Source organism: Rhizobium sp. L43 (assembly GCF_002531725.1).
GTDB lineage: Bacteria > Pseudomonadota > Alphaproteobacteria > Rhizobiales > Rhizobiaceae > Rhizobium.
The window spans coordinates 173,993-186,931 of record NZ_NWSQ01000007.1 but is presented as its reverse complement, the minus strand read 5'-3'; the positions used below and the strand labels follow the sequence as shown (position 1 = coordinate 186,931).

General features: G+C 61.7%; 11 protein-coding genes. 3 read left to right on the top strand and 8 right to left on the bottom strand.

Annotated features, from left to right (window positions below; genetic code table 11):
- Positions 1 to 21: 21 nt before the first annotated feature.
- From CO667_RS11530 to CO667_RS11520, 3 genes are read left to right on the top strand one after another with little or no spacing between them, the layout of a single operon-like run.
- Entirely contained in the window at positions 22 to 1,572 is a 1,551-nt protein-coding gene (locus CO667_RS11530; RefSeq protein ID WP_097618497.1) for a sugar ABC transporter ATP-binding protein, read from the top strand.
- Positions 1,562 to 2,581: an ABC transporter permease gene (locus tag CO667_RS11525; RefSeq protein WP_097618496.1), complete on the top strand. Its 1,020-nt coding sequence runs from the start codon at positions 1,562 to 1,564 to the stop codon at positions 2,579 to 2,581. Before CO667_RS11530 ends, CO667_RS11525 begins: the two co-directional genes overlap by 11 nt.
- Positions 2,582 to 2,583: 2 nt before the next feature.
- Positions 2,584 to 3,585: an ABC transporter permease gene (locus CO667_RS11520; RefSeq protein ID WP_097618495.1), complete on the top strand. Its 1,002-nt coding sequence runs from the start codon at positions 2,584 to 2,586 to the stop codon at positions 3,583 to 3,585.
- 38 nt (positions 3,586 to 3,623) lie between these two features.
- On the opposite strand, the gene glpK is transcribed toward CO667_RS11520, so the two are convergent.
- From glpK to glpD, 8 genes are all read right to left on the bottom strand, one after another.
- The gene (gene glpK, locus CO667_RS11515) at positions 3,624 to 5,126 is read right to left on the bottom strand and encodes a glycerol kinase GlpK (RefSeq protein ID WP_097618494.1); all 1,503 of its coding nucleotides are present in this window, start codon (positions 5,124 to 5,126) and stop codon (positions 3,624 to 3,626) included.
- 149 nt (positions 5,127 to 5,275) lie between these two features.
- A complete protein-coding gene (locus CO667_RS11510) occupies positions 5,276 to 7,000 on the bottom strand; it encodes an ABC transporter substrate-binding protein (RefSeq protein ID WP_097618493.1) in 1,725 nt (574 codons plus the stop codon).
- A gap of 80 nt (positions 7,001 to 7,080) precedes the next feature.
- Complete coding sequence (locus CO667_RS11505; protein WP_018246653.1) at positions 7,081 to 7,377, bottom strand: DUF2160 domain-containing protein; 297 nt, start codon at positions 7,375 to 7,377, stop codon at positions 7,081 to 7,083.
- The gene (locus tag CO667_RS11500; protein WP_097618492.1) at positions 7,377 to 8,288 is read right to left on the bottom strand and encodes a carbohydrate ABC transporter permease; all 912 of its coding nucleotides are present in this window, start codon (positions 8,286 to 8,288) and stop codon (positions 7,377 to 7,379) included. The genes CO667_RS11505 and CO667_RS11500 overlap by 1 nt, the downstream gene beginning before the upstream one ends.
- Position 8,289: 1 nt before the next feature.
- Positions 8,290 to 9,156, bottom strand: coding sequence for a sugar ABC transporter permease (locus CO667_RS11495; protein ID WP_003552206.1), 867 nt, complete (start codon positions 9,154 to 9,156; stop codon positions 8,290 to 8,292).
- A 2-nt stretch (positions 9,157 to 9,158) separates the two neighbouring features.
- Positions 9,159 to 10,229, bottom strand: a complete 1,071-nt coding sequence (locus tag CO667_RS11490) for an ABC transporter ATP-binding protein (protein ID WP_097618491.1) — start codon at positions 10,227 to 10,229, stop codon at positions 9,159 to 9,161.
- Positions 10,230 to 10,238: 9 nt separating this feature from the next.
- Positions 10,239 to 11,318 carry an ABC transporter ATP-binding protein gene (locus CO667_RS11485; protein ID WP_097618490.1) on the bottom strand — a complete coding sequence of 360 codons (1,080 nt, stop codon included), beginning with the start codon at positions 11,316 to 11,318 and terminating at the stop codon, positions 10,239 to 10,241.
- A gap of 43 nt (positions 11,319 to 11,361) precedes the next feature.
- On the bottom strand, positions 11,362 to 12,876 hold the full coding sequence (gene glpD, locus CO667_RS11480; protein ID WP_097618489.1) for a glycerol-3-phosphate dehydrogenase: 1,515 nt from the start codon (positions 12,874 to 12,876) through the stop codon (positions 11,362 to 11,364).
- Positions 12,877 to 12,939: the final 63 nt, after the last annotated feature.

The window sequence follows — 12,939 nt, the reverse complement described above, 5'->3', positions numbered from 1 at the left end:
AACCTGCCCGGAGAGATCGACATGACGGCCATTTCGTTGAAGCAGCCGGTGACGGCGGGCAACGACATTATCCGCTTCGAAGGCATCGTCAAGCATTTCGGCGGGGCGCAGGCGCTTGCCGGTGCGTCGCTGCTTGTCAAGCGCGGCACCATCCACGGTCTCGTCGGCCAGAACGGCGCCGGCAAGTCGACGCTGATCAAACTGCTGGCCGGTCTTCACCAGCCGGATGCCGGCCGGATCGAGATCGAAGGGCGCACATTCGACAGGCTGACGCCGCATCTTGCCGAAGATCTCGGCATCCACTTCATTCACCAGGACCGGCTGCTGGTGCCGACCTTCACCGTCGGCGAAGCCCTGTTCCTCGGCCGGGAACCGCGGATATCGGGTACGCCGTTCCTCGACCGGCGGCTGATGCAGCGGCGCGCATCCGATATTCTCAACGATTATTTCGGTATCCGCCTGCCGAACAGCGCCCTGATCGGCGAATTGTCGACCGCCGAAAAGCAGATCGTGCAAATGACCCGCGCCCTCCTCAACCAGCCGAAAGTGCTGGTCTTCGACGAGCCGACGGCCGCCTTGGTGCGCCGTGAAGCCGATATCCTCTTCCGGCTGATCCGCCGCCTGCGCGACGAAGGCGTCACCATCATCTATATCTCGCATTACCTGAACGAAATCGAAGAGCTCTGCGACCACGTCACCGTGCTGCGCAATGGGCTCGACGTCGCCTTGCTGCCGATCGGCGAGACCTCGGCCAGCGCGATTGCGCGGCTGATGGTCGAGCGCGACATCAAGGAGATGTTCCCGAAGCCGCAGGTCACATCAGGCGAGGAAATCCTCAAGGTCGAGCAGCTGTCGGCGCCGGGGAAATATAGCGACGTGAGTTTCGCGCTTCGCCGCGGCGAGGTGCTCGGTCTGACCGGCCTGCTCGGCTCCGGCGCCAAGGAGCTGGTCCGCACCCTCTTCGGGCTGGAGACCCCGGCTTCCGGCCGTATCGAGATCAGCGGCAAGGCTGCCCGTTTCAACAATCCGACGCAGGCGACTGGGCGCGAGATTGCGCTGGTGCCGGAAGACCGGCGTCGCCATGGCATCGCGCTCGACCTCAGCGTTACGGAAAACACCAGTCTTTCGAGCCTGGGCCGCTTCACGCGTTTCGGCTTTCTCGACCGAAAAGCCGAGCAGCGGGAAGTCGATGCTCTGATTGCCCGGCTGCAGGTAAAAACCAATGGACGGAATGCCCTGCTGCGCACGCTTTCGGGCGGCAACCAGCAGAAGATCGCCATCGCCAAATGGCTGAGCCGCCACTCCGAGGTCTATCTCCTCGACGAGCCGACGGTCGGCGTCGATATCGGCTCCAAGGTCGAGATCTATACGCTGATCGGCGAACTCGCAGCGCGCGGCGCCGGCGTCATCGTGCTGTCTTCGGACCTGCCCGAACTCGTCGGTATCACCGATCGCATCCTCGTGCTCTTCCGTGGCCGCGTGGTGCGGGAATTCATCTCGTCGGAGACCACGGCGGATGCCGTGCTGGCGCAATCCACAGGATCATCCGAGGGACATCGCCATGTCGGCTGAAGTGGAATTCGCGCCTTCCGGTTTTTCCGCTGCGGAGCCGCCTCCGCGGCCGGCTGGCAATATTGCCGCTGCGGCATTGCGCTTCGGATCGCTGATCGCATTTGCCGCCATCCTGATCATCTTCTCGCTGACGGCACCCTATTTCCTCAGTATCGGCAATATCGGCAATGTGCTCGGCCAATCGGCCATCTCAGGCGTGCTTGCCATCGGACTGACGATCGTGCTGATCGCCGGCGGCTCCAATGTCGTCACCGGCGGCATCGACCTGTCGCTCGCTGCCAATATGGGCCTCAGCGCCGCCGTTTATGCCAGCCTGACGCAGCTAGGCTACGGCGACGCGACGGCGATTGCGGCGGCGATCTCGACCGGCGCGTTGATCGGCACGGTCAATGCCATTGCCGTCGTCTATGCCGGCATCGTGCCGCTGCTTGCCACGCTTGCCGTCATGAACGTTGTCGCCGGCCTGGAATTGGTGCTGACCGGCAATACCGTCCTGCCGGCCTCGACGCCTTTCCTATCGGCGCTTTCGGCCTCGGATCCGTTCGGCATACCGGTTCTTGCCTATGTGCTTCTCGGCTTCACGGCGATCGCCACGGCGATCGTGCAATATACCCCGCTCGGCCTGCGCCTCTATGCGGTCGGTGAGTTTCCCGATGCGGCGCGTGCCGCCGGCCTGCCGCTTCGCCGGCTACTATCAGGCGCCTTCGTCGCCAGTGGCCTCTCCGGCGGCATCGCCGGCATCCTGTCGGTTTCCTATCTAAGCGGCAGCACGACCGGCTCCGGCGAGATGCTGTTGCCCGTCGTCGTGACCGCCCTGCTCGGCTCTGTCTTCTCGCGCCGGCTCGTTCCCACGATCACCGGGACGCTGCTCTCAGCCCTGCTGGTCGGCTTCCTCGTCAACGGTTTCCAGCTGCTGAATATTTCGAGCACGCTGGTCAGCGGCGTCCAGGGCGTGCTCATACTCATCGTCGTTTCCGCGACCACGTTGCTGCGCCGGCAGGAGGCCTGACCATGTCGCTCCAGACCCCTACCCTCACCACGACAGGCTTGCCGCGTCTAATCGCCGGCAGCCTGGTGCGTTATGGGCTGATCCTCGCCCTGATTGCGGTGTTCGCCGCCTTTTCCGTGGCGACGCCAACATTCCTGACGCTTGCGAACCTGCAGAGCATCCTGGTCAACAATTTCACGCTGCTTGCCATCGTCTCCATCGCCATGACCTTTGCCGTGGCGGCGGGCGGCATCGATCTTTCGGTGGGAACGGCGATGGATTTCGCCAGCTTCGCCTTCGTCTCGCTCGTGCTCGCCGGGCAGCCGGTGGCACTCGCCGCACTTGCGGGACTGGCGGCCGGGGCAGTCGTCGGCGCCTTCAACGCGCTCTTGATCTCCGGGATCGGCGTGTCGCCGTTCCTCGCCACGCTCGGCACGCTGTTCATCGGCCGCAGCGTTCAGCAGCTGCTGACCAATGGCGGCAATCCGGTCTATCTGCCGCCGAACGGCGTGCCGGACGCCTTCCGCTTCCTCGGCCACGGCACGATTGCCGGCTTTCCGGTGCCGCTGGCCGTTGCCATCATCGTCATCGCCGCCGCTGCGGTGGTTTTTGCCCGCACGCGTTTCGGCCGCGTCGTCCTGTCGATCGGCATCCAGCCGGGCGTCGTGCGCTATTCCGGCATCGCCGCGCCCGCCTATGTCGCCGTGACCTTCATTCTGGTCGGGCTGATCGCGGCCATCGCCGGCCTGATCCTGACCGCGACCGTCACCACCTACATTCCGTCCTCCGGCAATGCCTTCCTGCTCAATGCCATCGGCGCGACCTTCATCGGCACGACGCTCAGCCCGCTCGGGCGGCCGAATGTCGGCGGGACTGTTCTCGGCGCGCTGCTGCTCAGCATCGTCGCCAACGGGCTGCTGCTGACCGATCTGAACTTCTATTGGCAGCAGGTCGGTACGGGAACGCTGATCTTCGCGGTGCTCGCCCTAAGTTTCATCAACAGGAAGGCCGCCGGCGGCGCGTGAAAGCAGCCGCCATTGCGGTCGTAGCCGGGGAAGCTGCTCTATCCCGCCGAGGCGTCGGAAATCATTCTGGACACGGCATTCTTCCAGCCGATGATCTTGCCCTGCCGCTCGGTCTCCTCCATCGACGGGCTGAAGCGGCGGTCGCAGGCCCAAGCCTGCGCAAATTCCCGCCTGCCCGGCCAGATGCCGGCTTTCGAGCCGGCAAGCCAGGCGGCCCCCAGCGCCGTCGTCTCGCGGATCGCCGAGCGGTCGACGGGATTTCCCGTCATGTCGGCCAGGCACTGCATCGTCCAGTCCGAAGCCGCCATGCCGCCATCGACACGCAGCACGGTTTCCAGCTGGTTGACGCCCCAGTCCTTCTTCATCGCCACCAGCAGATCAAGTGTCTGGTAGGCGACGGATTCGAGCACGGCGCGGGCAAATTCCGCCGGCCCGCTATTTCGCGTCAGACCGAAGATCGCACCGCGCGCGGCCGGATCCCAATAAGGCGCGCCGAGGCCGGTGAAGGCCGGAACGATGTAGACCTGCTGTCCGGGATCGGCCTTGGCCGCAAGGACCCCTGCCTCCGACGCCTGACCGATGATGCCGAGGCCGTCGCGCAGCCATTGCACGGCGGCACCGGCGATGAAGATCGAGCCTTCGAGCGCATAGGTCGTCTCGCCGTCGAGCCGGTAGGCGATCGTCGTCAGCATCCGGTTGGAGGAGGAAACACGATCCCTGCCGGTGTTCAGCAGAGCGAAGCAGCCGGTGCCGTAGGTGGATTTCATCATGCCGGGCTCGAAGCAGGCATTGCCGATCGCCGCCGCCTGCTGGTCGCCGGCAACGCCGAGGATCGGAAGCTCCGCACCGAGCAGCGCCTGGTCGACGCGGCCGAAATCATCGGCGCATTCCCTGACCTCGGGAAGCATGACGGCCGGGATTCCGAGAATGCCGAGAAGCTCCTCGTCCCATGCGCCGTCATCGATATTATAGAGCAGCGTTCTCGACGCATTGGTCGCATCGGTGGCGTGCACACGGCCGCCGGTCAGATTGTAGATCAGCCAGCTGTCGATCGTGCCGAAGCAGACGTCGCCCGCTTCCGCCTTCTCCCGCAGGCCGTCGACATTGTCGAGCAGCCAGCGCAGCTTCGTTCCGGAAAAATAGGGGTCGAGCAGCAGGCCGGTCTTGGCGCTGAACAACTTCTCGTAGCCATCGGCCTTCAAGCTCTCGCACATTTCGGCCGTGCGCCTGTCCTGCCAGACGATCGCGCGGTGAAGCGGCGTTCCGGACCGGCGATCCCAGACAACAGCGGTCTCGCGCTGGTTGGTGATGCCGATCGCGGTGATGTCGGTGGCATCGAGACCGGCATCGGCGATCGCCTTGCGCACCGTGTCGACGACGGACTGCCAGATCTCAGTGGCGTCGTGCTCCACCCATCCGGGCTGCGGATAATATTGGGTGATCTCCGCCTGGGCCGAGCCGGCCATTTTCATGTCGCCGTCGAAGATGATCGCGCGTGAAGACGTCGTGCCCTGGTCGATTGAAAGAATATAGCCGCTCATATCCGTCTCCGGCTCGCACGAAACCGCTCCGCCCGGCAGGGAGGGCAGACGCGGAGGTTTCATGAGAGAAAGATTGTGGGTGCCACCGGCCGTAGCCGGTGGCGGGAAGTGATGGCCGGAAGCCTCGTTGCCTCCGGCCGAGGTCCGCCTTACTTCGACTGCCAGCTCTTGACGAGTTCGTCGTAGTTGACGGTGACCGGCTTTTCTTTCTCGTTCTCGATCTTCAGCTGCGGCGCAAGGTTGCCCTTCTTCACCGCATCCGCGTTCCAATAAGCGAGATCATGCTCTTCGGCCAGTTTCGGGCCGATATCGCCCTGGACGCCCGATTTCTCGATACGGCCCATGACCTTCTCCTGCTCGCCGCAAAGAGAATCCATGGCTTCCTGCGGTGTCTTGGCGCCGGCAGCGGCGTCACCGATAGCCTGCCACCAAAGCTGAGCCAGCTTCGGATAGTCGGGAACGTTGGTGCCGGTTGGCGACCACTGAACGCGGGCCGGCGAACGATAGAACTCGATCAGACCGCCAAGCTTCGGAGCGCGCTCCGTAAAGCTCTTGTCGCGAATGGTGGATTCGCGGATGAAGGTGAGACCGAGCTGGCTCTTCTTCACGTCAATCGTCTTGGAGGTCACGAACTGTGCATAGAGCCAGGCAGCTTTCGCACGGTCCGTCGGGGTCGATTTCATCAGCGTCCACGAGCCGACGTCCTGATAACCAAGCTTCATGCCGTCTTTCCAGTAAACGCCATGCGGGCTCGGTGCCATGCGCCATTTCGGCGTGCCGTCCTCATTCATAACAGGCAGGCCAGGCTTGACCATGTCTGCGGTAAACGCCGTGTACCAGAAGATCTGCTGCGCGACGTTACCCTGTGCCGGCACCGGACCGGATTCCGAGAAAGTCATGCCCTGAGCTTCCGGCGGTGCGTACGCCTTCAACCAATCGAGATACTTCTGGATCGAATAGACCGATGCCGGGCCGTTGGTATCGCCGCCACGCGCGACGCACGAACCGACGGGACGCGACTTCTCGTCGACCTTGATGCCCCATTCGTCGACCGGAAGACCGTTCGGCAGGCCCTTGTCACCATTGCCGGCCATCGAAAGCCAGGCGTCGGTGAAGCGCCAGCCGAGCGACGGGTCCTTCTTGCCGTAGTCCATATGGCCGAAGACCTTCTTGCCGTTCACGTCACGGCCGGTAAAGAATTCGGCAATGTCCTCATAGGCCGACCAGTTGACCGGCACGCCGAGATCGTAGCCGTATTTCGCCTTGAAATCGGCCTTGTTCTTCTCGTCGTTGAACCAGTCGTAGCGGAACCAGTAGAGGTTGGCGAACTGCTGGTCGGGAAGCTGATAGAGCTTCTTGTCCGGCGCGGTCGTGAACTTCGTGCCGATGAAGTCGTCGATATCGAGGCCGGGGTTGGTAACGTCCTTGCCTTCGCCGGCCATCCAGTCGGTCAGGTTGCGCACCTGCTGATAGCGCCAGTGGGTACCGATCAGGTCGGAGTCGTTGACCCAGCCGTCATAAAGGTTCTGCCCGGTCTGCATCTGTGTCTGGATCTTCTCGACAACGTCACCCTCTTGAATGACGTCGTGCGTGACCTTGATGCCGGTGATCGCAGTGAAGGCCGGAGCCAGAACCTCGGACTCATACTTGTGAGTGGTCAAGGTTTCCGAAACAACCTTGATGTCCATACCCTGGAAAGGCTTCGCCGCATCGACGAACCATTGCATTTCCTTTTCCTGGTCGGCGCGAGAGAGCGTCGAAACGTCGCCGATCTCTTTGTCCAGAAAAGTCTTTGCCTCGTCCATGCCGGCATAGGCCGACCCGGTCATGGCCAGCAGTACCGCTGCTGTCGTCGTCAATAAATGCCTTCGCATGATATCCTCCCAGGGTTTGCGATTGCAGTCTTCACGTCTCAGGCGACCAGAAAAAACCCGGCCGTCTGCATCAACTTGCCTCACACGTAACGGAATACGCCGACGGCGTAGACAACGGAGAGAGCGAGAGCCCACCAGAGGCTTGATCCAGCGAGACCAAGCCAGGCAAGATGGATAAAGGCGCTGCCGAGCAGCGAAAGGAAAAGCCGGTCACCGCGCGTCGTCTCGAAGCGCAGGATTCCGATCCGCGGGTTGCCGCCGGGCACGGCATACTCCCAGACCCCCATGCCGATCAGCAGCAATGCGATAACGATGAAGAACGCGGCCGTCGGCCAGGTCCATGCCATCCATGAAAAATCGGGAAGTGAAAAGCCCATCAAACCCTCCCCAGGGCGAAGCCCTTGGCGATGTAATTGCGCACAAACCAGATCACCAGCGCCCCTGGGATCAAGGTCAGAACACCCGCGGCGGCGAGCAAGCCCCAATCCATGCCGGATGCGGAGACGGTACGGGTCATGGTGGCAGCGATCGGCTTCGCGTCGGTCGTCGTCAGCGTTCGTGCGATCAGCAACTCGACCCAAGAGAACATGAAGCAGAAGAAGCAGGCGACACCTATGCCGCTCGCAATCAGCGGCGTGAAGATCTTCAGGAAAAACCGCGGGAACGAATAGCCATCGATATAGGCCGTTTCGTCGATTTCCTTCGGCACGCCGGACATGAAGCCTTCAAGGATCCAAACCGCAAGCGGCACGTTGAAGAGGCAATGCGCCAATGCCACGGCGATGTGCGTATCGATCAGTCCAAAGGCTGAGTAGAGCTGAAAGAACGGCAGGGCAAAAACCGCCGGCGGCGCCATCCGGTTCGTCAGCAACCAGAAGAAAAGATGCTTGTCACCAAGGAACCGATAACGGGAGAAGGCATAGGCCGCCGGCAGCGCGGCTGCCACCGAGATCACCATGTTGATCACGACATAGGTGATTGAATTGATGTAGCCGGAATACCACGCCTTCTCCGTGAAGATCGTCACGTAATTGGCGATCGTCGGGTTATGAGGATAAAGCGTCAGAGAATTGACGATTTCCGCATTGGTCTTGAAGCTCATGTTGACGAGCCAATAGATCGGCAACAGGAGCACGATGATATAGATCGTCGGAACCAGCCACCACCAGCGCGATTCCTCGCCGCGCCGGCGCATCAGATGGCTGACTTCATCGGAGGAGAGACCGCCTGCGACACTAGTAACGCCTGAGATTTTTCGGCTCGCTGTCGTTTCGTTGGAGGCGCTCATTTCAATTCTCCGCGTCGTGGCTTGTCATGACGGTGTAGAACACCCACGAAAGCAGCAGGATGATCAGGAAATAGATCAGCGACATGGCAGCGGCCGGACCGAGGTCAAACTGTCCGAGCGCGGTCTTGACCAGATCGATCGACAGGAAAGTGGTCGCGTTGCCGGGACCGCCACCGGTGACGACAAACGGCTCGGTGTAGATCATGAAACTATCCATGAAACGCAGCAGCACGGCGATCAGAAGAACGCGCTTCATCTTTGGCAGCTGGATATAGCGGAACACGGCCCAACGGGACGCACCGTCGATCTTGGCTGCCTGATAGAAAGCATCCGGAATGGAAACGAGGCCGGCATAGCAGAGCAGGACGACCAGGCTCGTCCAGTGCCAGACATCCATGATGATGATCGTCACCCAGGCGTCGAGCGGATCCTGCACATAGTTGTAATCGATGCCGATGGCATTGAGGGAATAGCCGAACAAACCAATGTCGTTGCGGCCGAACACCTGCCAGATCGTGCCGACAACGTTCCACGGGATCAGCAGTGGTAGCGCCATCAGAACCAGGCACACCGGCACGCCGATGCCCGATTTCGGCATGTTGAGCGCAATGAAGATACCGAGCGGGATCTCAAGAGCGAGAATGATCAACGAAAAAATCAGGTTTCGCTGCAGGGCGGCCCAGAAACGGTCGGAATGCAGGATTTCGGTAAACCAGTCCGTTCCGTTCCAGAAGAACTGGTTGTTTCCGAAAGTGTCCTGAACGGAATAGTTCACAACCGTCATCAAGGGAATGACGGCCGAGAATGCCACCAGCACGAGGACCGGCAGGACCAGAAACCACGCTTTGTTGTTCCAGGTTTTTTCCATGATCAAGCCTCCGGTCCGGCGCGCCAAGAGTCGGCATAGATACTGATACCCGATGGCTCGAAGGTCACCCGGGGATCAGCCGGAATGTCCCCGTCTTCAGGGACGACGATCGCGATCGGCTGGCCGGCGAACTGCGCGCGGACGATCTTCTGCCGGCCGATATCCTCCACCTTGCTGACCGTCACAGGCATGCCCTCGCGGCCGACCCGGATAAACTCTGGCCGGATTCCAAGCTCTACCCTGGCCGCTGCCGAAGTCTTTGGCGCATAGTCGAGCGTCAGCGCGTGCTCACCGACCCGAACCGTGCGGCCTTCCACCTTGGCCGGCATGAAGTTCATGCCCGGAGAACCGATGAAGTAGCCGACGAAAGTATGGCTCGGACGCTCGAAGAGCTCGGCCGGCGTGCCGATCTGCACGATCTCGCCATCGTACATCACCACGACTTTGTCGGCGAAGGTCAGCGCCTCCGTCTGGTCATGCGTGACGTAGACCATCGTAAAACCGAACTGCTTATGCAGCCGCTTCAGCTGCGATCGCAGCACCCATTTCATATGCGGATCGATAACAGTGAGCGGCTCGTCGAAGAGAATCGCGTTCACATCCGAGCGCACGAGGCCGCGGCCGAGCGAAATCTTCTGCTTTTGGTCCGCCGTCAAACCGCGCGCGCGCCGCTTGGCCCAGTCTGCAAGATCGATCATCTCCAAGATTTCGCGGACACGACGATCAACATCAGGCTCCGCCACTCCGCGGTTGCGCAAGGGGAAAGCCAGATTGTCGTAGACGGTCATCGTGTCGTAGATGACCGGAAACTGGAATACCTGCGCAATATTTCGCTGCTGCGTCGGCAGGTTCGTAACATCCTGTCCGTCGAAGAGAATTCGCCCTTCGGACGGCTGAATAAGGCCGGAAATGATATTGAGCAGCGAGGTCTTTCCGCAGCCTGAAGGTCCGAGCAGCGCATAGGCGCCGCCATCGTTCCACTCGTGGTGCACTTCCTTGAGAGCGTAGTCCTTCTCGCTCTTAGGGTTCGGCCCATAGGCATGTCTGATATGATCGAGGGTGATCCGTGCCATGATCTTCTCCTAGCCCCTCTGCCCGGCGGTGGTGATCGCCCGGCCGTCCGCGCCGAACGCCATCAGGTGGCGCGTATCGATGAAAACGGAGAGATCCGTGTCCGGGTCGATATTGTGGATGCCGTGCGCAAGCATTACCCAGCGGGTGTCGGCAAATTGCAGATGCACGAAACTTTCCGACCCCGTGATCTCCGAAATCTGTGTCCGTGCTGTCAGCCGCGCCGAATCAGCCGTCTGGGCGGTTGGTGCAAGATGATGCGGGTGAAACGCGATCGTTGCCGGCCCGTCCGGCACGTTCTGAAGATGCGGCGGCACGGCAAAAATCACAGCGCCATCGCGCAGGAAATTGCCTGCCGATTTGATGAGATCAATAAAATTCAGCGGCGGATCGGCAAAGGTTTTCGCCGTCGTCAGATCGAGCGGATTGCGATAGACCTCGATCGTCGGGCCGAACTGTGTGATCCGGCCCTCGTTGAGCGCTGCCGTATTGCCACCCAGCAACAAGGCTTCGGAGGGTTCCGTCGTGGCATAGACGAAGATCGCGCCGGACTGGGCGAAGATGCGCGGCAATTCCTGCCGCAGCTCTTCACGCAGCTTGTAATCGAGATTGGCGAGCGGCTCGTCCATCAGCACGAGGCTGGCATTCTTGACGAGCGCGCGCGCAAGCGCAGTGCGTTGCTGCTGGCCGCCGGACAGATTGAGCGGCGTGCGGTCGAGATAGGGCGAGAGCTTCAGAAGCTCGGCTGCCTTGCGCACCTCACGGTCGATCGTCGCGGCATCCTTGCCCGATATGCGCATCGGCGAGGCGATGTTCTCGTAAACGGTCAGCGCCGGATAGTTGATGAATTGCTGGTAGACCATGGCGACGTTGCGCTTCTGCACCGGCATGCCGGTGACATCGGCGCCGTGGAAATGGATAGAGCCGCCGGTCGGCCTGTCGAGCCCGGCCATCAGTCGCATCAGCGACGTCTTGCCCGACAGCGTCGGCCCGAGCAGGACGTTCAGCGTGCCCCGCTCGAGGACCAGATCGGTCGGATAGATGTGATAGTCCGCCCCCACCATCTTGGCGGCGTTTCGCAGTTCCAGCATTCCTGTTCCCGTGCCTCCACGCAGCGGGGACCACACGCCGCCTTTATCCGGCCATTGCCGGTATGGCAGCCATGTACTCCTCCAGTGACTGAGCCTGCTCCTTGGAAAGGCGCAGACCATCCTTTGTTCTCCTCCACAGCACGTCTTCGCCGTGCCGGGCCCATTCATGTTCGGCGAGATATTTGACTTCTGCTTCGTAGAGATCGCCGCCGAACAGCCGTCCGAGATCGTCGATCCCGCGGGCATCGCCAAGCAGCACCTCGGCCTTCGTGCCATAGCGGCGCACCAACCTGCGGGCATGCGGATCGGCCAGGAACGGATAGCGCCGTTTCAGCTTGACGACCTCGGCCTCATAACCCTTGACCGGAAAATCGCCGCCCGGCAGATGGCTCTTGGCCGTCCACGGCGCACCCTTGACGCCGATTGCAGCCCCGATCTTTTCCAGCGCATGTTCGGAAAGCCGGCGATATGTGGTGAGCTTGCCGCCGAAGACGTTGAGCAGCGGTGCCGCCTCACCCTCGCCTTCCAGCTTCAGCACGTAATCGCGCGTTGCTTCCTGGGCCTTCGAGGCGCCGTCGTCATAAAGCGGCCTGACCGCCGAATAGGTCCAGACGATATCTTCCGGTTTGACCGGCTCCTTGAAATATTCCGACGCCGCATTGCAGAGATAGACGGTCTCCTCCTCGGAGATCCGGACATCCTTGGGATCGGCGGTGTAGTCGCGGTCGGTGGTGCCGATCAGCGTGAAGTCGCCCTCATAGGGGATGGCGAAAATGATGCGATTGTCGGGATTCTGGAAGAAATAGGCTCTGGGATCGTCGAACTTCTTCTTCACGACGATATGGCTGCCCTGGACGAGACGGACATGGCGGGCCTCGTTCTGGCCGAAGGCAGCGCGGATGACGTGGTCGACCCAGGGGCCGGCGGCATTGACCAGCATGCGGGCCTGATGGCTGTCGGTGCGGCCGGTGACCGTATCGGTGGTCTCGATATGCCACAGACCATTCTCGCGCCGTGCCGCTACCACCTTGGTGCGCGGCAGGATGGTCGCCCCCTTGTCGGCGGCGTCGCGGGCGTTCAGCACCACCATGCGGGCATCGTCGACCCAGCCGTCGGAATATTCGAAAGCCTTGGCAAACAGCGCCTTCAGCGGCTTACCGGCCGGATCGCGGCGCATGTCGAGCACCGATGTCGCCGGCAGCAGCTTGCGGCCGCCGAGATGGTCGTAGAGGAAGAGGCCGAGCCGGATCAGCCAGGCCGGACGGATGCCGCCCTTGTGATAGGGCAGCACGAAGCGCAACGGCCAGATGATGTGCGGCGCCATCGCCCAGAGGATCTCGCGTTCCATCAGCGATTCGCGCACCAGGCGGAACTCGTAATGCTCGAGATAACGCAGGCCGCCATGGATCAGCTTGGTGGCGCCCGACGAGGTGCCCGAGGCGAAATCGTTCATCTCCGCCAGCGCCACGGAATAACCGCGCCCAACGGCATCGCGCGCAATGCCGCAGCCGTTGATGCCGCCACCGATGACGAATATGTCGTGAATCTCCCGGCCCAATATCCCCTCCGAGCCCTGCTGCGGATTTCGCATCGCACAAAACTTGCACAATTGCGAAAGTAA

What these genes read in the sequence shown, in the direction of transcription:
- CO667_RS11530 (WP_097618497.1), top strand. Translation starts at nt 22, where the DNA reads ATGACGGCCATTTCGTTGAAGCAGCCGGTGACGGCGGGCAACGACATT.
- CO667_RS11525 (WP_097618496.1), top strand. Translation starts at nt 1,562, where the DNA reads ATGTCGGCTGAAGTGGAATTCGCGCCTTCCGGTTTTTCCGCTGCGGAG.
- CO667_RS11520 (WP_097618495.1), top strand. Translation starts at nt 2,584, where the DNA reads ATGTCGCTCCAGACCCCTACCCTCACCACGACAGGCTTGCCGCGTCTA.
- glpK (WP_097618494.1), bottom strand. Translation starts at nt 5,126, where the DNA reads ATGAGCGGCTATATTCTTTCAATCGACCAGGGCACGACGTCTTCACGC.
- CO667_RS11510 (WP_097618493.1), bottom strand. Translation starts at nt 7,000, where the DNA reads ATGCGAAGGCATTTATTGACGACGACAGCAGCGGTACTGCTGGCCATG.
- CO667_RS11505 (WP_018246653.1), bottom strand. Translation starts at nt 7,377, where the DNA reads ATGGGCTTTTCACTTCCCGATTTTTCATGGATGGCATGGACCTGGCCG.
- CO667_RS11500 (WP_097618492.1), bottom strand. Translation starts at nt 8,288, where the DNA reads ATGAGCGCCTCCAACGAAACGACAGCGAGCCGAAAAATCTCAGGCGTT.
- CO667_RS11495 (WP_003552206.1), bottom strand. Translation starts at nt 9,156, where the DNA reads ATGGAAAAAACCTGGAACAACAAAGCGTGGTTTCTGGTCCTGCCGGTC.
- CO667_RS11490 (WP_097618491.1), bottom strand. Translation starts at nt 10,229, where the DNA reads ATGGCACGGATCACCCTCGATCATATCAGACATGCCTATGGGCCGAAC.
- CO667_RS11485 (WP_097618490.1), bottom strand. Translation starts at nt 11,318, where the DNA reads ATGCTGGAACTGCGAAACGCCGCCAAGATGGTGGGGGCGGACTATCAC.